Below are 19,856 nucleotides of genomic sequence, written 5' to 3' on the forward strand. Positions count from 1 at the left end.
GAGAGACCAGAATAGTACCAGCAGGTAAAATAAAAAACCCTGAGGCCAATTCTGGTCTCAGGGTTTTGTTGTTTTTGATTAACAATCGTACAAAAGAACCTAGGACCTGGCTTGGGTAAGCAGGTTTAATAGTAGGCTCAGGCTTAGTAGATTGTGGATTTGCATCAGACTCTATTCACTTTATTTTACATGTATAATAGCAGATTCGCTGCCTCTTTATGCAGATAATCTACAGGCTCTTATAACGATGGTCAACCCGTTCTGGGGCGATTTTAGTAAAATGTAAGACAGCTACGGTTCATTAAGGTTCGTGAAAATGACTTAATGATCATTAAAAGGCGATGTTGATTATTTCGCTGCCAAACCTGCTTTTTCCTGTAACGACTCCTTACCAATTCGGTGGCAGAAATCTCCAAATGATTCACCTGCCTGACGTGCCTCCTTGAAATATTCAAGTACAGGAGAGAGTCGGCTGGTGATTTCGCCCAGGGGGACTAAGTCGTCATAGATGAATGCCAGACGGTTCCCCAGAGAATTGCCTCCGAGAAAAAGGGTGTATTTTCCGACCGCTTTTCCAACCAGACCGATATCAGGGATATAAGGGCGAGCACACCCGTTGGGGCAACCAGTCATGTTGACAGAGATCCGCTCATCTTGAAGTCCCTGGCGAGCCAGTTCTTCTTCAAATTCTGTAATCAGTTCCGGCATTACTCGTTCCGATTCTGTTACCGAGAGACCACACATTGGTAAAGCAGGACAAGCCATCGAGAATCGACGAATCAGAGTCAATTCATCCGCTTTTTTCATACCATGCTCTACCAGTATTTGATCAATCGCGTCTCGATCAGAAGGATCGATATCGCAGAAAATCACACTCTGTTTTGCAGTGATTCGGGCTTCAAATTTGTATGTTTCCAGAATCTTTCGCAGGCCGGTTTTAATTCTGAGGTCACCGGCATCCTTGATACGACCGTTTTCAATATTCACACCGAGGAATAATTTGCCATCTCCCTGTTCGTGCCATCCCATGTGATCATCTATCCCTGTCACTTCGACTGAGCGAGGATCTGTGATCGGGGCACCCAGGTATTCAGCTACTTTTTCCCGAAACTTCTCAATTCCCCAGTTATTCACCAGGTATTTCATACGAGCCTGTTTTCGGTCTTCACGGTTTCCAAAATCACGTTGAACTTTGACAACTGCTTCGGCGACCGCGAGTACCTGATCATTTTCAACGAATCCAAGCGGCTTTGCGAGAGCGGCATAGGTCTTTTTATTACTGGGAGTTACTCCCATTCCACCGCCAACATAGAAGTTGTATCCAATGATTTGATCATTTTCTACAATTCCTAATAGGCCGATGTCTTGAGTATAAATATCAACACAATTGTCTTCAGGGAGTGCAATACCGATCTTGAATTTTCGAGGCAGGTAGACTTTACCATAGATTGGTTCTTCTACGGGTTGGAATTCTGCTTCGTTGGTTTTGTTGCCCTCTTCGTCTGTAATCCATAAGTCAAAATAAGATGTCGTTTTGGGTTTGAGGTGTTCCGCGATAGCATACGCCATATCCTGCATGGCATCGAAAACAGAATTATTCTTATAGGGAGCAGGGCAGGCCATAACATTCCGGTTGACATCACCACAGGCAGCCAAAGTGGTCAGCTTGGAAACATTGATCCCTTTGATGGCTGCTCGAAGGTTACCTTTGATAACCCCATGCAGTTGAAATCCCTGTCGCGTTGTTAAACGAACGGTACCATCGCCGTACTGTTCACAAAGATCCAATTCGGCCAGGAATTGTTCTGCTGTTACTTTCCCACCAGGAACCCGGGTTCGGATCATACAACTATAAGCCTTACCTTTACGTGTTCCATCTGGATTTTTGGCTTTTCTCAAATCACGGTCATCCTGTTGATAAGTTCCGTGATGTTTCAAAATTTGTGTGGAATCAGCAGTAAATTCATTACTGTCATTCTGTAATTCTTCAGCAATGGTTCCACGAAGCTGGTGGCTGCCATCTTTCAGAGCTTCCAGTTTGGAAAGCTTAGGGCCTTCTGGAGATGTCATATAATCAATCCTGGTTGATGTGGTCGAAACGGCATTCAGATTCAAACTTCACAGGAAGCGATTCTGAGTGACTGGTTTGGTAGGTCTCACTTGAATTTAATTGGCAATATCGGACGATTCAGATACGATCCATGAATGAATGTAATGGGCCGTTCAGACTTGTCAGGCTATATAGTATACTGCTTAATTAAAAGTGGGTTGTTCATTTGTACCAGAGAAAACTACGCTTTCAGGAAGTATAAACGAGTTAGATTATCTTGAATAGTGACTTTTTTTATGTCCCTCACAGCAGAGAAATTGCTGGTTTAGTAATTATCATTTATGAGAAATATCAAAGAGCAATTCATTCTGTTGCTAGCTACAGGGCTGGGAATAGGTTATGCGCCGCATGCTCCCGGCACATTTGGCAGTTTGTTAGGCCCTTTGTTAGTCATGGGGATTCTCTATTGGAATCTGGCGTTTCCTGTCTATCTAATACTGACAGTGGTTCTTTTTTTGGTTGGGGTCTATGTTTGTAATCAAGGAGCAAAAATTCTGGGTTTAGACGATCCTGGATGTATTGTTTTCGATGAAATCGCTGCGTTCACTGTGGTGTTGATACCTGTGGTCTATTGGCCCAGCTCTGCGAATTATCTATGGATTTCAATCATTGCGTTTCTCTGGTTCCGATTGTTTGACATCTGGAAACCTTGGCCGGTTCGTTTTTTTGATCGAATTCATGGTGGTTGGGGAATTATGGCGGATGACTATGTTGCCGCCATTTATGCGGCGATTTGTCTTTACGGAACATTAATTGTTTTGGGGTGGTTTTAGATTTCTGACCGATTCGTTATCTTGTGGTCAACTTTGAGGGTATCTGAAATTTTTCAAGGAATTGGCAGAGTGTCAGCAGAAATCATTGATGGCAAAAAACTGGCCATAACATTTCGCGAACAGGTGGCTCAAGAAGTAGCCCAGTTCAAAGAGCAGTCTCAAATCGTTCCACATTTGACTGCTATTTTAGTCGGAGAAGATCCAGCCAGTGCCGTTTATGTCAGAAATAAACAGCGTGCCTGCGAAAAAGCAGGAATTCAGAGTACTCTGAAACGATTACCTGCAGAAACGACACAAGATGAGTTGCTTAAGCTGGTGCAGGAGTTAAATGCTGACAAAGGTGTGCATGGCATTTTAGTCCAGTTGCCACTACCAAAGCATATTGATGAAGTGGCGATTCTGGATGTGGTCAACCCCTTAAAAGATGTCGATGCTTTTCATCCGGAAAATGTAGGCTTGATTGTTCAGGGACGTCCTCGATATCTGCCGTGTACTCCGTACGGAATTCAGCAGATGATTCTTTCTACTGAAATGGAGACAGCTGGCAAGCATGCCGTGATTTTAGGTCGTAGCGAGATTGTAGGCAAACCAATGGCAATGCTGCTAATTCAGCGTGGTCTTGGGGCAGATGCGACTGTTACGATTTGCCATAGTAGAACTCAAAACTTAAAAGAGATTGTAAAGTCCGCAGATATCATCATCGCAGCCATCGGTAAGCCTGAATTTGTGACTGCTGATATGGTGAAGCCGGGCGCTGTTGTCATTGATGTCGGGATCAATCGTGTTAACGAAAAGCTCGTTGGAGATGTGGCCTTTGAATCGGTCAAAGAGATCGCTTCTGCGATTACACCCGTTCCGGGAGGAGTCGGGCCGATGACGATTGCCATGTTATTGAAAAATACATTAACGGCTGCCCGCATTCTTTCAGAGGTTGATCGACACTAGATTAACCAGGAGATTGAAAGAAGCTGCTTTTGATTGACTCGCAAAACGGAAGTAAAAAAACTCTCCCGGTTTTCCAGGAGAGTTTTCTTTGTAATGTGCCATAATTTAAAAATGGCAGAAGCAGATTACTCAGGCTTCTTTTCGTCTTTTTTACCTTCTTCAGGCTTTGCTTCTTCTGATTTGGCAGCTTCTTCAGGCTTAGGCTCGTCTTTCTTTTCACCTTCAGCTGGCTTTTCACCTTCAGCTGGTTTTTCGCCTTCAGCTGGTGGGTCACCTACAGGAACTTCAGCTGGTGCTGGAGCAGGCTCAGTAGTTGTTTCTGTTTTTGTGCAACCAGCAAAGAATAATGTGATTCCCAGTAACATTGCCAATGTCGACAGTAATTTCATCTCTGTTCTCCGTTTCTCAATTGAATATCTGATTTGTAAGAATGAGAATCTCACAAACCGGGTTTGATTCAGTAATGATTGAAGGAAACCCTGTTTCAGGTCTGTTCTCCATAATCAAACAAGACCCCCCTATACAAATTAAGAGACTTCTTTTGAGTGATTTATTCCAAAGATTTGGTTAATTTTTCAAAAACCTCAGAAACAGGTGATTTACGAATCAAACCGAGCATGAATAGGGTTACAGACAGTCCGGCTATATCGTGAAATAGATTCCCAGTTTACTAATGTTTGTTTATTTCGCTATTTTTGCAGTCTTTCTTACTTCTTGTTGACTTTCACAAAATCCAGACATATCTTGAAGGAGTAGAGCGGACAAAGAGTGTTCGAGGAGATTGTGTAAGGAGGCTCCCACTCTAGTTAACCTGTAGCAGAGACACTATTTACTTAAAAGTGTTTCTGTCTTCCGGGAGCAAGATTATGAGATTGACTGTGACTTTGGCGACGCTCGTCTTTATTTCAGGTATCGTTAATGCATTCTGCGAAGACCCTTCTGTAGCTCAATCATCCAGTGATTCGAGTGCAGATCTGAAAGCCATTCAGGCAGCAGGTCAGGCGTTTATCAAAGCTTTCAATCATCGCGATGCCGACGCGATTGCCACCATGTGGGATGAAGATGGTGACTACATTGATGAAACTGGTACGGTTTATTCCGGTCGTGAGGCAATTAAGAACGAGTTCGAACGATATTTTCATAACAGTTATGGCCGCAAAGTTCAGGTTCACCCCAAATCGATTCGCTTTATTCAACCCGATGTGGTTTTGATTGACGGGACCTCTGAAGTTGATCCTCCTCCACCTGGAAAACCAGTCATGGGGCGCTTTTCAGCGATTCGGGTCAAAAAAGATGGCAAGTGGTTACTTACATCAGTTCGAGAGTCAGCAGTAGAAGTGCCATCTAATTATGAGCACTTAAAACATTTGGAATGGATGCTCGGTGAATGGGTTGATAAGGATGAATCATCCAGCATTTATACTTCAGCAGTCTGGAGTAAGAATAAAAATTTCATCATCCGTAAATTTAAAGTAAATTTGAACGGTCGCATTGTGCTTTCCGGTTCACAGCGCGTTGGTTGGGATCCGATCCGAAAACAAATCAAAAGTTGGACGTTTGACTCAGATGGAGGCGTTGCGGAAGGTTATTGGTCACAGAAGGGGAACCAATGGATCGTACGTAAAAGCAGCGTTCTTCAAGATGGCAGACACGCCTCTGCGACAAACATTTATACCATCATTAATGATGATAGTTTTCTTTGGGAATCCAAAAACAGAATTGTGGGTCAGGAACATGAACCTGATATCGAGCAGGTGAAAGTCGTTCGTCTACCTCCTGCGATTGCTCCATAATAAATAGCTCAAAAAATAGATCTTCTCTTATCACGATCGAATAGGTTGAATTGATGAAACAGATTAGTGCGTTGGCTTTGGCCGCTCTGGTGATGTTATTTGTTTGCGAGCTGGATTGTTTTGCCCAACGAGGCGGACGAGGTGGTGGCGGACGCGGAGGCAGCCGGGGAGGCATGTCTCGAGGTGGTGCGCGATCACGGCCAGCTCCTTCGCGACCATCGCGTAGTCCTTCGATGAGCCGACCCAGTAGGACACCCTCACGTAGTCGTCCCAGTATGCCATCACGACCTTCTCCATCAACTCGACCTTCAGCACGACCATCAAGACCTTCACAACCGGGAAAGACTCTCGATTTTTCGAATCGACGTCCCAGTACTTCAAGGCCTAGTACACGACCTTCAACACGTCCCGGATCGGGTTCCAGTAATCCGGGATTACGACCCGGGAGCGGAACACGACCTGGGGGAATCCCTGGAACTAGTAGACCTGGTTCAAAACCGGGAAGCGGAAACCCAGGCCTGAGACCGGGAACTGGAACACGACCGGGTGGGACTCCCGGCACACGTCCTGGCACAAAACCTGGAGGTGGAAAACCGGGACTTACCCCTGGTGGGAATCGTCCTGGGGGGAACAGGCCAGGAACGGGTCCTGGAAACGGAAACAGACCAGGTACAGGAAAACCCGGATTGAAACCAGGCGGAGGCAAACCAGGAAAACCAGGGGCAGGTAGACCGCCGGGGAATCGACCACCAGGAAACAGACCTCCTGGCAATCGTCCTCCGGGGAACCGACCCGGTTATGGAAATAGACCGTATTATCCTCCCGGATACTGGCACGGATACCGTCCTGGCTATCGATATCGACCATACTATCACTATTACAGATATGGTTATCGACCCTGGGCATGGGCCACTTTTGGAGGCGTCGCAGCCTGGATCGGTTATAGCGCGGTGACAACACCCGTCGTCTATAACTACACAGTCAGTGATGGTTATGTCTATAACGATGGCGTTCAAGTCGCTCCTGTCGAAGAGTATGAAGCACAAGCGAATCAGATTGCAGAGAGTGTGCCACCACCTGATGAGGCAGATGAGTGGATGTCAGTTGGCGTCTTTGCCATCCTTCCGGAAGGTGTAGAGGAAGTTGATGTGACCGTTCAATTGGCTGTCGGGAAAAATGGCGCTGTCGCGGGTACCTACTATAAAAAAGAGGGCGATATCACTCTGCCTTTGCAGGGAGCCATCGATGAAAAGAATCAGCGTGTTGCCTGGAAGGTTGGCGAAGAAGATGCCATCACGATGGAAACTGGCTTGGACAGTCTTACGAAAGATCAGTCAAAAGTCATTATCTATTTCAGTGAAGGTGTTTCTGAAACCTGGAATATGCAGCGAATTGATCAGGAGACAGCCAAATTGGCACAACAGGAAATCCAGAATGATTCAATGAAAAATGAACTGGTTTCCGCCTACACGGAATTGGAAAAAACACTGGATGACTCTTGGAAGTCCTATCTGGCGCTACCCGAGAGCGTATATTCAACGACAGCAGTTCCAACTCAAGCGGAATTGGAAGCAGTCATCAAACGCTATCAGCAGATCCAGACAGATTCCAAATATCAAGCATTGACTAAGAAACCGGAATTTCAAACGACTTATAAGTTGCTCAATGATTATCTGAAAGATCTGCAGCAGCAACCTGATGTACCCGCACCACCGGCGGCTACGTCGTAAAAGCAGCATAGACTCGATAATGAACAGGACTCATTTTGAGAATGTCGCAATTCGTTTGATCTGAGATTCTATTGACATTTTCGAGAATAAGGAACTTAACAAAAATGCCCTTGAAAACAGGGCATTTTTTTATGCATTGACACAGACGCGGAACTCAGTAAATTGCGCGATCTGCGTCGCGCGCGTGAGGAATCGTTCTTTTGGGTGAGTCCATTCCCTCCTGTGACTATGAGTACTATGAAAAGCACTTGTTTTTGCGAGGGGCAATCTAAACACTTTTCACATCTTCAAATTGAGCACTCTTTTTTCCCTGTTATCAACTCACTTCGCAACCAGATGGCATGATTTCAGGTCTGCTTCATCTCGTTCTCAAACGTTTTCACACCCCTTACGACGCCAGATCAATTCAAGCTATTTAATATGAATTGCTACTCATACAGGAACGAATGTAAATAGAGACACAGGTCGATTTTGTTTTGGTTTGATTTCGCAACTGAGCAATGTTCATATGAGACCAAACCTGAATCAGTTCTCTAAGAAGCAAAATGTAAACGATTTCAGAAATCACATTTTACAAGATCCGAAATCGAACTCTGAGATGAATATTGGTCAGCAATGAAAATGTGTCACGAATGGCTTCGAGGAGGAGAATCTCCAGTTGTGTCACTCGCTCTATCCTAGCCTCCTCGTTTGAGCAACGGTCCCGTCAACTTTTCTCTCTTAGAACTGATACAACTGGATTAATCGGCAGTATCGTGTCTGGGAACATCATTTTTTTTTGATGATAGTAACGGGGTACAACTGTGCGTAATGTAGATTTTAGAACAGATTTGAGAGACTCCCCAACGTGATTTCCATGAAAGCGTTAGAGGAGAACATTACTTATTGCAGAGCTTGAGAGTGGAGAGCCGCGGTCAGGGAAACAGGTTAAATGTCAAAAGTGATCGAACTGAATGAGATCGACGCCTTAGGCGATTATCACCAGGACTGGACACGGCTGCTGTCCGTGACACCAGGTGGTTCATTTTTTCGTTCTATGGAATGGCTGCAAGCTTATTGGACTCATTTTTCCGGTAACCAGAAATTACGCGTACTGGTAGTCCGGGAATGTGGTGAATTCACAGGGATTGTACCATTATGCGTGCGCCGGATTAAAACCAAGTTTGGCCCCTGTCGCATCTTGGCGTTTCCCTTTGATGACTGGTGTAGCGTTTATGGTCCGATTTCCGCTGATCCGGAAACCACACTGACGTCGGTTTTAGACTATCTCGTTCACGCGCGGCGGGATTGGGATCTGATTGATCTGCGCGGAGTGGACAGTGATGGTTTTGATGGCGGGGCCACAGAACGTGCCTTCACATCGCGAAAAATGTCGTATCAGAAGTTTCTCTGGAACCAGACCATTTATCTTGATCTGAATCAGACCTGGGAGGAGTACCTCTCATCTCGATCAGGAAATGATCGTCGTACTTATTTGCGGGCGGAACGCAAGGTGTCCGAAGATGGCGAGGTGGAATATTTGCGTTATCGTCCTCGGGGGGAGGCTTACGGCGAATCAGATCCCCGTTGGGATCTCTATGAACAGTGTGAAAAAATTGCTGCCAAAAGTTGGCAGGGATCGTCCACCACAGGGACTACACTCACTCACGCAAATGTATCACAGTTCTTTCGAGATTCCTACGAAAGTGCGATTCAAGCAGGAGCCATGGATTTAAATCTGGTTTATCTGTCCGGCCAGCCAGCGGCATTCAGCTACAATTATTACCTCAATGGGCGTCTCGACGGGTTACGTATGGGTTATGATCATACACTTTCGAAGAACGGACTGGGACGATTATTGACCGGACGGTTAATTCATGACAGTATAGATCGAGGGGATCAGCTGCTGGATATGGGGCATGGTGCGATTGACTCCAAGAAATGCTGGTACTCCTCGATTCAGGATGTTTATCGTTATGTCTATTATTCTCCTGAATCAACGATGGGGAACATCCTGAATTTAAGCCATCATGTGGCTGACTGGTTCCGCGACCGATTTTCGAGCCGTGAAGAAAAGGTAACGGGCCAGGAATGTGAAGTGCAATCAACACGAAGTTGAGCCGCTAGTCAGAACAGTGGTTGTGTTCTGTTCCCATAGAAACCTTTGCTATTCCCAACTGAGATTCATTATTCTTCTATCCGACGTGAATCAGGTAACCTCCCTGGATTATCCGAAAATGATGAATGGCTATCAGGTCAGACAATGGCAGCAATGGTGTCGTTTGACGCGTGCAGCAATGCGAGTCATCAAAGAAATTTATCTGTACTCAGCAACGGTTCCATTACAGGCATGAATGTAAGCGCGGAACGCATTCCCTACATATTCGCTTTTATCTGCACACCATTCCAAAGGAGCATAGAAAGATTCTATTTGACTCATATATTGCGGATATTCCAAATCTCCTTTGGAGTCAAGAACCAAAGCAGCAACAGGGCCGATGCTCATGACATAAGCCACCAGTAAAAAAGGAACGGCATAGCATGCAAGTCGAATGAATTTTGATTCTGTATTTTCAGACATATCAACTTCCTCCGTGAAATAAAACATCGAACAAACACAGTTTAATTGATGGAAGGTAAAATGTAATCAAAAATTTGAGTTAATACAGAGTGGATTGGGATTAGTTAAAAGTGCCCCATCAAAATATATTTACAGAATTCGTTTTGTATAAAACGATTAGCAGCCAAATTTCTTGCGTTTAACACATCTGAAATTTTTATAGCGAACCTTTTGAATCTGGACCGTGTCGTCTTGCTAATCAGGCTCTTTCTGCTTTTTCAAGATGAACTCAATGGCATAAGGACTCGCGGGTTATGGATATTCAAGTCGCCAACTATGACTCAGATCGCGACTTGGAAGCGGTCAAGCGGCTTTGGCACGAAATCGGTTGGATGCGTGACAATTCCGATGCAGAGCATCAGCTTTTGCAAACGGAGTTGTCCCTGGGACAGGTCCGTGTTGCCCGCATCGATGATGTGACCGAATCAATCGCCCTCGGAGCGAATGCGATACTGCAATATCTGGATACGGAACTGCCACTGGCAGCGGTGACCGGAGTTGCCACCGGTCGGGTGGCGCGCAAGAAAGGACTGGCACGCAGAGCAACGGCCCGGCTCATCGCCGATATGGCCGCTGAGGGAGCAGCGCTCAGTATGCTTGGAATATTCGACCAGGGCTATTACGACCGGCTGGGTTTTGGCACGGGGAGCTACGACCATCGGGTGGCCGTGCAACCGCAGGACCTGTGCGTCCCACTTCCCAAAAGCACACCGAGACGGCTTTCGTCCACCGACTGGGAAGAGATGCACGCGTGCCGCACGCGGCGAATGAAGCGACACGGGTACGTCACCTTTACCTCACCTGCGGCGACACAATGTGAGACCATACGCAGTGATTATTTCGGGTTCGGGTTTAGTGATGCAGCCAGCGGAGAGTTGACTCACTATCTCTGGTGCAACACTGATGATCTCGAGTACGGCCCGTATCAAGTCATGTCGATGGTCTATGAAAACTACGGACAACTTTTAGAATTGCTTGGCACACTCAAGAGTTTGGAAGACCAGGTCCAGTTGGTCACGCTGGTCGAGCCACCCGATATTCAGTTGCAGGATCTGGTGTCGCGGCCCTTTTATCGTCTTGCCACATTAAAAGAAGGAAAGTTTGGCACCGGCATTCGCAGCTACGCTGTCTGGCAGGCACGCATCTGTAATCTACATGCTTGTCTGCAACAGACGCAGTTGGAGTGTGAGCCCCTGCGCTTCAACCTTGAGTTGACAGATCCGATCGCCGAGTTCCTTGACGAGGATCAGCCATGGCGCGGCGTGGCCGGGCAGTACGTCGTGACACTTGCGGACGAATCGGGAGTCGAGCAAGGAAAAGTGGCCGATCTGCCGACCCTCACGGCAACGGTCGGCGCATTCACACGCTTATGGTTGGGCGTGCGACCCGCAACCGGACTGGCGGCAACCGATCAACTAAATGCTTCACCCGAGTTACTGACCCAACTCGACTCCGCATTGCGGCTACCCGCCCCCTCATGGGACTGGCGTTTTTAACAAGCCAATTGACAAAATAAGATGATTTTGAGAACAATGATCCGTTGTTTTCAGATGTCGTATTCCAATGTAGGAAGTTGATGCACTGAGGTTTTTTGGTCGTTTCGAAAAGTCACTTTTTTGAGAATACTCTTTTAAATTCTGCCCGGTAAACGACCATGTTCCCTAACATTTTGATTGGAGTTCCTATCAATAAATGTAAATGTATGGTTTAGTCTCTTTATTGATTGAAGGTTACAGATTGGCATGATTTTCTGTATGCTTCCCTATATGAAGCTCCTCTTGCATTATAAGAGGAATATTTCCCTTGAATAATAATTTATAAGCACGGGAGAGTTCATGAAAATTGGGTGTGAATGTGGCTCAACGATTTTCGACTACTGTAATGTTCCGCAAAAGGGCCATTTGATCCCAGACCAAAAGTGGGACGATGTCTTTGACGCTGTCGAGGACGAAGTTATCGCCCCTCTCTCCACAAGCAAGATTTCAGAAGAGGACGCGTATACGAAATCGCGCCATATTATATCTGAAGAGTCGCGCCTGATGTGGCAATGCATTGATTGTGGGCGACTTTACATCGATGATCTTAATGGAGAGCTTCAGTGCTACGTTCCCGCAAGTGATGTGACATCAAAGCAAATTCTCCGCGGTCGCGAATCAAGCACATAACAAACCTGAAAATACCGGGCCGCGAGCGTGTCAATTTTGGTTTAGAACATCCCTGTTGACTGGGAAACGAATATTTCCAGGACATCTTTCTATTGACAAATCCTGCCTGATTATACAGGATTTCACTAGGTCTACCGTTAATGGGTTATACTGAAATTATTCAGTCTAATTCAAGTTATCTCGAAGCGGTGAACGTGGATGTCCCAGAAATCACGCGACGAATTCTCTGAACGCATTAAACGCACTGTCGCTGAACGGGGCGCTTACATTTGCGCGAACCCCACGTGTCGAAAGCCAACGGTCGGTCCCCACTCGGAGCCTGACAAATCCTTGAAGACTGGCGAAGCGTGCCACATCTGCGCCGCTGCGACTGGTGGTCCGCGTTTTGACGCCAACCAAACCGCGGAACAAAGAGGCGGTATTGAGAACGCGATATGGCTATGCACCGAATGCAGCACTCGAATCGACAAAGACCAATCGTCCTATCCGGTTGAATCGCTCTTTGAATGGAAACGCAATCACGAAACGTGGATAAAGAATGGTGGTATCGTTCCGTCGCTCCCGCACGTGTCGCTTACAACGATAAAGGGCCGAACATTACCTGAAGCCCCGGCGAAAATTACCGTGCAGGATTGCGACGAATTCCGCGAGCATACCCTGAATATCACAAACTCAGCAGATACACAGCTATTAATGATCGATGCACGGGTTCAGGTTCCCGAACCAATCATCGAACGTGTCGGTCGCGAAATTCCCGTTGGGATAAATGTGGGGTGGCAACCTATTCGGCAGCAAATGGTCGCTACAATCAAGGGTGGTGGTACGGTTACCCGTAATCGTCCACCGTTGCCTATCAATGTCTATCATCTGCAAATCGATCGTCTTCCACCGTCGCGAAGCGTCGAGATTGGCTTCACCACCTCAACCAAAATCTACGAAGAACATGATCTGTCATTCGATCAAGGGCCGTTCGCCGATACAGATGAACCGCCGCACCTGCGAAACTTCATCGACGGTACATTCCAATTTGAATACCAAGGTGCGATGCTCAAAAAACGCTTCTTCGCGCCAATTGCCTTTGACAAGAATGCTCGCGCGATTTCGATCATGGAAGTTCGCGAAGATTTCGGCGAATGGAAGCCATTGGCTCTCACGGTCATTTTATAGGTGAATTCGGATTGCATCGCAGAAAATCCAGCTTTAAGCTAATGACCGGGTAACTCATATTACCAGGTCACTTTCAGCAATTGGTTGGTTAGATTAGAAAATAGTATGACAGAAAATAACTCTGCGACTCTGATTGTTGGTACTCTCGCAGCAAAATTGTGTTTTGAATGGGCAGAATATGATGGCGACGATTGTTTCGATCGATATTTGGTTCAATATCTGGAATCAGAGGATATCGTAGAGCAATTTCAATTTGGGCCATGTTCGACTCATAGCATTCGAAAGATCGAATCATTTCTCAAAGGAGAGACAGATTCGGTTGAATCTGGTTTTCGCATTCCACAGATCATCTATTGTGATTTGAATCGCGTTGGTGATTCACTCGATTTTCATGTTTACTCAACCGAACTTTCACTCGATAAGAGAATGGAAGTAAAGTTCGAGATCATTGAATTCGAAAGATCATTTCTCAATTTCTATGATCAAAAGTAAATTATGATTTGTAATATGTGACCGGGAAATTGTTGTTTCCCGGTCATTTTTAAAATGCTGGGAATTTAGGAATTGTTAAATGCCTATCTTATGTGAGTCTGAAGCGTTAGCACGTTGCATGGAGTTCATTGGGCGGACAACTTCAAAGCAACTTAAGTTGCTGCGAGCGACGCATTTCTCGGCAGAGCATTTGACCAGAGAGCTTGGTTCGTTTCGCGCTCACGGACATTATCTTATCGCGTTTTGTGAGAACAGGGGACACATTAGACACTTCACTGTTCAAGACGATACGGGGCAAGTTGCAGAGATGGAAGATCTTTGATACGTCTGGGACACTTTGATAGTTGAGAATATCAAGGAATGATTCTCAAACACAATCATTATTAGATGTTCTTGAAAGGATGATTTGTTAGTTCTATTTCTCGTATCTTGCGGCACCGTATGCAGTCACTTTCTAAATCATAATAAGAGAGCACATCAAAATGTTTTTCACAGTACCGTTTTTAATTCTGCTCTTGGTACTTTACTTCATGACGATAGTACAGTCGTACCGTAGAGGAATCTTCGGAATGGTCATAATGCAAATCCTTATCGGGCTGTACTTTCTTTTAGGGTTGTTCATTGCAGTAACAACTGGTGGAAACTATGAACCCGAACAAGTAATAGTCGGTCTGATAGGCAGTCAAATCTTTGCTTTCATTACTAACCTGTTACTTTTTCCATTTGCTGTGTTTTCAATTTGGAAAGGTAGAAAGTTCAGAGTGGCTCTAAAAAATAACGTGAATACAGAGTGTTAACGATAACTTCGTTTCGAAAAGATAATGACAGCCAGTGTGTCAGCAAGTTCTGGGAATTTCGGTTATTAAGTAGCACGTGTTTAATTATTCAACTGATAGATCGAAAGGGAATCGATTTCCATTTGTCCCTGGCCCGAAAACGGGTCGAATCGAAGTGCCTTGATTGCTTTATCTGAATCGATTCGAAATAAATATTCATTGATGTTCTGACTTGGATTCAATGTGCGGGAAGTGGTTTCAATCGCATTGAATCCCTGCGAAGCATCGGCCCAGAAAAATTGTACCTGAGATCCTTTAGAGGGACGCACTTTCAGGGCAACCGCTAACGGTCCTGAGATGGGTTTCTCAAAATCAACAACCATTTGGGGGTCATCTTGATTCGATTTCAAAGACAAATTATTTGAATCATGGACTAATTTAAGGCTGTTAATGTAGTGCCATTTTGCCGCGTCTGTTTTTCTGGAAAAATCCCATTCCATAATTAATTTCGCATGTTGCAGATCGACCTTTTCCGGATTGATGGACTGATCGGGAGGGGTGAATGTTTTTAAAGCCTGCTTCGCGTCACGAATTCCACTTTTAGATGCGAACTGATAGCTGCCTGAATCGATCGATAGTACCGCGCGACCATTCTTGTATCGCAAGAGTTGAACTCCTTTTGCGTTTTCGATTTGCGCGCCACTTTCAGTAATGCTTTTAATAGAATCAGTCGGTAGAAAAACCGTAGCCGTGGTATTTGCAGGGATGGTCACATTCAGATGAAATTGGTCTCCCTCAAGTTTCCAGCCACTCTTAATCATTCCATGGATGGAGTTGTAGGAGGCACGAACCCAATGGATCGGTTGATGCTGCGCATTACTGCCGGGAGCAGGGGGATTCGGCTGGATGATGATTCTCTGAAATCCCGGACCTGCTGTCCTAATACCCGTCAGTGTTTTGAACATCCACTCACAAACGGCGCCAAAAGAGTAATGCGCGAATGAGTTCATGGCAGCATTATGTCTTCCAAAACCATCTTCTTTAGTATAGCTGTCCCATCGTTCCCAGATCGTAGTTGCACCTTGATCAATCTCATAACCCCAGGAAGGAAACTCGTGGCTTTGGAGCAAAAAAGTAGCTAAGTCATGTTGCCCTGTTGATGAGAGTGCCGGTAACAATTTACGTGTTCCCAAAAAACCCGTCGCCATATGGTTGCCCTTGTCCTGGACTTTTTTCGCCAGATGCTGTCCTGTTAACGGAAGCAGTTCTTTTGGTATTAAGCCAGCATAAATCGCTAATGCGTAAGCCGTTTGTGTATCGACTTTGAGGGTCGCATCTTCATTGAGATATTTTTTTACAAAGGCCTTTTGAATGTTATGGTAGAGCTTCTGATAGGACTCAGCTTCAGCTTCGTGGCCGATCGCTGCCGCCATTTGGCTCATCATTTCTGAAGAGATGGCAAAATAAACGGTGTCAATATAATCCAGTGGAGTTGTTTCTCCCTGCGAGAGCCAGTCCCCCCAATGATTACCATGATTTACGCCCAAATAATTCTCGCTGGTCCGTTTGCGCCACTCCATAAAACGGGTCATCGGCTTCCAGCAGCGTTCAATGATTCTAGTATCGTTATAAGCCTGCCAGATGGTCCAGGGGCAAATCACGCCGGCATCACCCCAGGCAGTCCCAAAATCCAACCCATGCTGAAAAGGAAAAGGAGCATAGCCTGGAAACGCACCACTGGGGCGTTGCGATTCCATTAGTTCGCGCAACCATTTCGAATAGAACGCTGCGACATCGGCATTATAGATGGCTGTGCCGACATAAATCTGAGCATCTCCGGTCCATCCCATCCGCTCATCACGTTGCGGGCAATCGGTGGGAAGATCAAGAAAGTTCGCGCGTTGTGTCCAGACAATATTCTGAAATAACCTATTCACCATCGGGTCAGAACATTCGAATTGGCTAGCCAATGGAGTATCTGAGAGAATAACCAACCCGGTTAGTGTATCTTGATTTGGTTCACCAGGAAAATTCGAAACTTCCACATATTGAAAACCATGAAACGTAAATCGAGGAGTATAAACTTCGCCTTGGGGATCTCCTTTACAGACATAATAATCAGTCGCGCGTGCCGAACGTAAGTTTTCCGTCATGAGGCTGCCATCGGGGTGCAGCATTTCGCCATACCGAATCTTCACACGCTGACCGGCTGAACCTTTCAGCTTCAACCTGACCACACCGGCAAAATTTTGCCCCAGATTGAAGATATAAGTCCCCTTGGATCGTTGGTTGATATCCACCGGTTTGATTTCTTCGGTGACGCGTACAGGGACGCCCGGAAACGCCTCTAACTCGGGGCGATGAAATCCCAGGTCGACTTCACGCCCTTGAATTTTGACTGGTTTACCAGGCTCTGAAGGGTTATGAAATTCGTAAAAATTTGCTGTAGGGTGACCGTTTTGTTCTGCTAGAATCGCCTGCTCCCAGTTTTGATCATCAAAACCAGATGTTGACCATCCCTCGAATTCGTTGCGGGCATCGTAAAATTCTCCCATCAACAGATCGGCTTGACGAATCGGACCCTTGCCGGTGACTTTCCAGGACTCATCAGTTCCAATTGTTTGTCGAGTGCCATCGGTATATTCAATTTCCAATTGCGCAATCAATGATGGTGTTTTTCCATAGGTATAGCGACCGATTTTTTCAGTCCCGATTCCCACTAGCAATCCAAACCCGACATAGCCACTATACCAACCATCGGCGACCCAGGCGCCAATGGCGTTCTTGCCGGTGGAAAGCATCTTGGTCACGTCATAAGAATAGTAGTAGGCTCTTTTTCGATAGTCGCTCCATCCAGGTGCAAACCAGGCATCTCCGACACGCTGGCCGTTGATGTGCAATTCATATATACCCAAAGCCGATGCATAAACCGTAGCCCGACGAATGGTTTTGTTTTGCGATTGAAATTGTTTGCGATATTGTCTGGCGGGAGGTAAAAAGTGAGAATTTCGATCTTTGGCAATCGGTGTTTGATCTCGAAAACTGATATATTTAGCCGACCAGTCATTCTTTTGAAGCAGTCCCATGGACCATGTGGCTGTTTGATCTGCGAAAAACAGTTTTCCTGACTCATCCCAGATTTGAACCGTCCAGAAACAGTGTTGACGTGATGGCAGCGGCTTGCCTTGATAGGCAATTTGTGTTGTTTGTTGTGAAACAACTTTACCGGAGTCCCACAAATCAGGGTGATTCGCCTGAAGTCGTTTCTCTGTAGATGCAACAAGAACGCGGTAGGCAGACTGCTTTTTTCCTCTTCGCAAAGATTCTAAACGCCAACTCAGCCGAGGCTTTTGCTCATCAATGCCGACAGGATTCGTTAAGTATTCACAACGTAAACCAGTCACAGTCATCTTCGGACTGCCGGCGAGAACATAGTCCACAGAGCATAGAACCAATAAGAAACCAGTAATCAATCCGCGAGCCATGAGTGTTCCTTAATTCGCTTTTTGTCTCTGTTTTCAAACTGATCAGATTTGATAGTTCTGTAACTCAAGTTTATTCGGAGTAATATCTGCCTCAGTTACTTTCGGATAATTTACAAATACGCATTCATCATTTCATATTGTCAATTAACCAAGCATTCAACCGGAATATATGAAGATCTATTTTAGATTTGCTCTAAATTTTACTTTGCTTTTTTGATCGTCGGATTCAGTAGACTTCCTGCACCTGCATCCTTTCCGGCTGATTTCAGAACAATCTTGATCGAGTCTCCACCACCTTCTGGAACTAATACCTGGGTATCCTGAACGGCAGGTGGTGGTTCCATCAGATTCTCTCCCATATTTCCAAGTACGACGCGATAGTTGCCGGGAGCAGCGCCATCTTCTTCCTCGTAAGTTCCCAAGACAAATGTGCCATCTGCATTCACATCAGCCTTGGCTGTCCGCACATTGTCCCCTTTTTTCTCGATCGGTAACAAATCAATGTGGATCGGGCCAAATGGCTTGTCATCCAGTGTAAGCGTACCTGAAGCAGGAACTGTTTTGACTGTTCTTTTACTACCAGCAGCATCATCACCACCACACCCTGAAATGGTAATCATAAAAACTATTAAAAGGAAATTTGCTGAGCGGATCATCTACCAACCTTTGAGATTAAGAGCACTTGAAGAAGAACGAGGAACTTTAAAAAAGTACTCCTCCCCTTTAAGAAAGGAGAGGAGCATGAAGTTCAGACTTAAAAATCACCGACAATGCTATCGAAACGGCCACCGGCGATGGTGTTAAGCGACATCCAGAGGCTGGGAGCACCTGCAGATTGATTATGGTCACCATGATAGTCCAGGTTCTCGCTAATAAAGCGAACCGAACCGTCACACATTAAGAAGTGAGCACCACCCTGATGCACTGAACCGGGACCGGGCCATTCTGAGTTAATACAGTGGGCTGCAATATAAAGAGGACCCCAGGAATAGGGTGCTGTTTTGTAAAACTCTCCGCCTTCACCTGTTGATGTGCCATCTGGTAAAAGCAGCGAATATCCAGCTGCATTCATCACAGTAAGATGAGTATGTGCAACAAACGCCATGCGGTACACAGCTTCTCCACCACCATCACGAAGTCGGCCTGCTCCACAAGTACGTCCGCCAGAAGCATGACCATTTTGAGCAACTTCCCCAACAGCAATGGTTGTCGTTGTTCCATCGGTAATGTCACGAATGCGTACTTTGGATTGAAGTGTGAAAACACCAGTATGAACTTGATTGGGGCGTCGCCACCAGTCAAAACCCTGTGATCCGGCATAGTTCGTTGTAGCAAAGCCATCGCGCGCACTAGGATCATGATCCTGGTCTGAAGGACAATGCAGTACTGGAAGTTTCGTAGACTGGATTGTTGCACCAGTCGAGTCAGTCTGCCCTAACATGGGGACTGAAAAATTAATTTGATTATAAAGTGGTGCCTGTTCTAAAAACGGAAGTAGCAAAGTGATCCAAGTGTAGTTTCGAGCGCCAGGATTAGATCCACCAGGATCGTTCGTCCACACATCATTGGGAAACATATTATGTGTTTCATGATAATTATGAAGTGCGAGGCCAATTTGTTTCATGTTGTTTTTGCAGGTACTACGACGAGCGGCTTCGCGCGCTTGTTGGACTGCTGGTAAAAGCAAGGCAATTAAAATCGCAATGATCGCAATCACCACTAACAATTCGATTAAAGTAAAGCCTTTCGGTTTTTGTCTAGTTTTCAGTCTGGACATTAGTCGTGCCTCCTGGAAAAAAATTATGTAAAAGATTCAGCCTG

16 protein-coding genes are annotated in these 19,856 nt (G+C 45.7%); 10 read left to right on the forward strand and 6 right to left on the reverse strand.

The genetic code is table 11. The annotated features are described in order from the left end of the window. Positions 1 to 348: 348 nt before the first annotated feature. Positions 349 to 2,070 carry an NADPH-dependent assimilatory sulfite reductase hemoprotein subunit gene (locus tag V144x_RS09935; RefSeq protein ID WP_144985011.1) on the reverse strand — a complete coding sequence of 574 codons (1,722 nt, stop codon included), beginning with the start codon at positions 2,068 to 2,070 and terminating at the stop codon, positions 349 to 351. A gap of 321 nt (positions 2,071 to 2,391) precedes the next feature. On the opposite strand from V144x_RS09935, the gene V144x_RS09940 reads away from it, so the two are divergent. Together V144x_RS09940 and folD are read left to right on the forward strand one after the other, a co-directional pair. Beyond that, positions 2,392 to 2,883, forward strand: coding sequence for a phosphatidylglycerophosphatase A family protein (locus V144x_RS09940; protein WP_144985014.1), 492 nt, complete (start codon positions 2,392 to 2,394; stop codon positions 2,881 to 2,883). A 69-nt stretch (positions 2,884 to 2,952) separates the two neighbouring features. After that, a complete protein-coding gene (folD, locus tag V144x_RS09945) occupies positions 2,953 to 3,828 on the forward strand; it encodes a bifunctional methylenetetrahydrofolate dehydrogenase/methenyltetrahydrofolate cyclohydrolase FolD (protein ID WP_144985016.1) in 876 nt (291 codons plus the stop codon). Between the two features lie 125 nt (positions 3,829 to 3,953). Here folD and V144x_RS09950 read toward each other — a convergent pair whose 3' ends face one another. After that, positions 3,954 to 4,217: a hypothetical protein gene (locus V144x_RS09950; protein ID WP_144985017.1), complete on the reverse strand. Its 264-nt coding sequence runs from the start codon at positions 4,215 to 4,217 to the stop codon at positions 3,954 to 3,956. A gap of 477 nt (positions 4,218 to 4,694) precedes the next feature. Here V144x_RS09950 and V144x_RS09955 point away from each other — a divergent pair, with 477 nt between their 5' ends. From V144x_RS09955 to V144x_RS09965, 3 genes are all read left to right on the forward strand, one after another. Next, positions 4,695 to 5,621, forward strand: coding sequence for an SgcJ/EcaC family oxidoreductase (locus V144x_RS09955; protein WP_144985018.1), 927 nt, complete (start codon positions 4,695 to 4,697; stop codon positions 5,619 to 5,621). 53 nt (positions 5,622 to 5,674) lie between these two features. Then, on the forward strand, positions 5,675 to 7,351 hold the full coding sequence (locus V144x_RS28945) for a hypothetical protein (RefSeq protein ID WP_144985019.1): 1,677 nt from the start codon (positions 5,675 to 5,677) through the stop codon (positions 7,349 to 7,351). 931 nt (positions 7,352 to 8,282) lie between these two features. Next, positions 8,283 to 9,449 carry a GNAT family N-acetyltransferase gene (locus tag V144x_RS09965; RefSeq protein ID WP_144985020.1) on the forward strand — a complete coding sequence of 389 codons (1,167 nt, stop codon included), beginning with the start codon at positions 8,283 to 8,285 and terminating at the stop codon, positions 9,447 to 9,449. A 198-nt stretch (positions 9,450 to 9,647) separates the two neighbouring features. Here the strand turns inward: V144x_RS09965 and V144x_RS09970 are convergent, their stop codons facing one another. After that, positions 9,648 to 9,911: a hypothetical protein gene (locus V144x_RS09970; RefSeq protein ID WP_144985021.1), complete on the reverse strand. Its 264-nt coding sequence runs from the start codon at positions 9,909 to 9,911 to the stop codon at positions 9,648 to 9,650. Positions 9,912 to 10,204: 293 nt separating this feature from the next. On the opposite strand from V144x_RS09970, the gene V144x_RS09975 reads away from it, so the two are divergent. The 5 genes from V144x_RS09975 (at position 10,205) to V144x_RS09995 (ending at position 14,096) form a co-directional block, all read left to right on the forward strand. Further along, positions 10,205 to 11,446, forward strand: a complete 1,242-nt coding sequence (locus tag V144x_RS09975; RefSeq protein ID WP_144985022.1) for a GNAT family N-acetyltransferase — start codon at positions 10,205 to 10,207, stop codon at positions 11,444 to 11,446. A gap of 339 nt (positions 11,447 to 11,785) precedes the next feature. Beyond that, the gene (locus V144x_RS09980) at positions 11,786 to 12,115 is read left to right on the forward strand and encodes a hypothetical protein (RefSeq protein ID WP_144985023.1); all 330 of its coding nucleotides are present in this window, start codon (positions 11,786 to 11,788) and stop codon (positions 12,113 to 12,115) included. A 624-nt stretch (positions 12,116 to 12,739) separates the two neighbouring features. Beyond that, positions 12,740 to 13,282, forward strand: a complete 543-nt coding sequence (locus V144x_RS09985) for a hypothetical protein (RefSeq protein WP_144985024.1) — start codon at positions 12,740 to 12,742, stop codon at positions 13,280 to 13,282. 105 nt (positions 13,283 to 13,387) lie between these two features. Next, on the forward strand, positions 13,388 to 13,774 hold the full coding sequence (locus V144x_RS09990; RefSeq protein WP_144985025.1) for a hypothetical protein: 387 nt from the start codon (positions 13,388 to 13,390) through the stop codon (positions 13,772 to 13,774). Positions 13,775 to 13,853: 79 nt separating this feature from the next. Then, positions 13,854 to 14,096 (forward strand): hypothetical protein, encoded by a 243-nt coding sequence (locus V144x_RS09995; RefSeq protein ID WP_144985026.1) that lies wholly within the window; start codon positions 13,854 to 13,856, stop codon positions 14,094 to 14,096. A gap of 555 nt (positions 14,097 to 14,651) precedes the next feature. Here the strand turns inward: V144x_RS09995 and V144x_RS10000 are convergent. The 3 genes from V144x_RS10000 to V144x_RS10010 all read right to left on the reverse strand — a co-directional run bounded on the left by V144x_RS10000 (position 14,652) and on the right by V144x_RS10010 (position 19,812). Further along, on the reverse strand, positions 14,652 to 18,035 hold the full coding sequence (locus V144x_RS10000) for a glycoside hydrolase family 78 protein (protein ID WP_197998852.1): 3,384 nt from the start codon (positions 18,033 to 18,035) through the stop codon (positions 14,652 to 14,654). A gap of 200 nt (positions 18,036 to 18,235) precedes the next feature. After that, positions 18,236 to 18,691 carry a hypothetical protein gene (locus V144x_RS10005; RefSeq protein ID WP_144985027.1) on the reverse strand — a complete coding sequence of 152 codons (456 nt, stop codon included), beginning with the start codon at positions 18,689 to 18,691 and terminating at the stop codon, positions 18,236 to 18,238. 98 nt (positions 18,692 to 18,789) lie between these two features. Next, positions 18,790 to 19,812 carry a DUF1559 domain-containing protein gene (locus V144x_RS10010; RefSeq protein ID WP_144985028.1) on the reverse strand — a complete coding sequence of 341 codons (1,023 nt, stop codon included), beginning with the start codon at positions 19,810 to 19,812 and terminating at the stop codon, positions 18,790 to 18,792. Positions 19,813 to 19,856: the final 44 nt, after the last annotated feature.

The organism is Gimesia aquarii (assembly GCF_007748195.1).
Classification (GTDB): Bacteria; Planctomycetota; Planctomycetia; order Planctomycetales; family Planctomycetaceae; genus Gimesia; species Gimesia aquarii.

Coding starts and splice junctions, on each gene's coding strand:
- V144x_RS09990 (WP_144985025.1), top strand. CDS start 13,388: ATGACAGAAAATAACTCTGCGACTCTGATTGTTGGTACTCTCGCAGCA.
- V144x_RS09950 (WP_144985017.1), bottom strand. CDS start 4,217: ATGAAATTACTGTCGACATTGGCAATGTTACTGGGAATCACATTATTC.
- V144x_RS09940 (WP_144985014.1), top strand. CDS start 2,392: ATGAGAAATATCAAAGAGCAATTCATTCTGTTGCTAGCTACAGGGCTG.
- V144x_RS09980 (WP_144985023.1), top strand. CDS start 11,786: ATGAAAATTGGGTGTGAATGTGGCTCAACGATTTTCGACTACTGTAAT.
- V144x_RS09955 (WP_144985018.1), top strand. CDS start 4,695: ATGAGATTGACTGTGACTTTGGCGACGCTCGTCTTTATTTCAGGTATC.
- V144x_RS28945 (WP_144985019.1), top strand. CDS start 5,675: ATGAAACAGATTAGTGCGTTGGCTTTGGCCGCTCTGGTGATGTTATTT.
- V144x_RS09970 (WP_144985021.1), bottom strand. CDS start 9,911: ATGTCTGAAAATACAGAATCAAAATTCATTCGACTTGCATGCTATGCC.
- V144x_RS09935 (WP_144985011.1), bottom strand. CDS start 2,070: ATGACATCTCCAGAAGGCCCTAAGCTTTCCAAACTGGAAGCTCTGAAA.
- V144x_RS09965 (WP_144985020.1), top strand. CDS start 8,283: ATGTCAAAAGTGATCGAACTGAATGAGATCGACGCCTTAGGCGATTAT.
- V144x_RS09975 (WP_144985022.1), top strand. CDS start 10,205: ATGGATATTCAAGTCGCCAACTATGACTCAGATCGCGACTTGGAAGCG.
- V144x_RS10005 (WP_144985027.1), bottom strand. CDS start 18,691: ATGATCCGCTCAGCAAATTTCCTTTTAATAGTTTTTATGATTACCATT.
- V144x_RS09995 (WP_144985026.1), top strand. CDS start 13,854: ATGCCTATCTTATGTGAGTCTGAAGCGTTAGCACGTTGCATGGAGTTC.
- V144x_RS10010 (WP_144985028.1), bottom strand. CDS start 19,812: ATGTCCAGACTGAAAACTAGACAAAAACCGAAAGGCTTTACTTTAATC.
- V144x_RS10000 (WP_197998852.1), bottom strand. CDS start 18,035: ATGGCTCGCGGATTGATTACTGGTTTCTTATTGGTTCTATGCTCTGTG.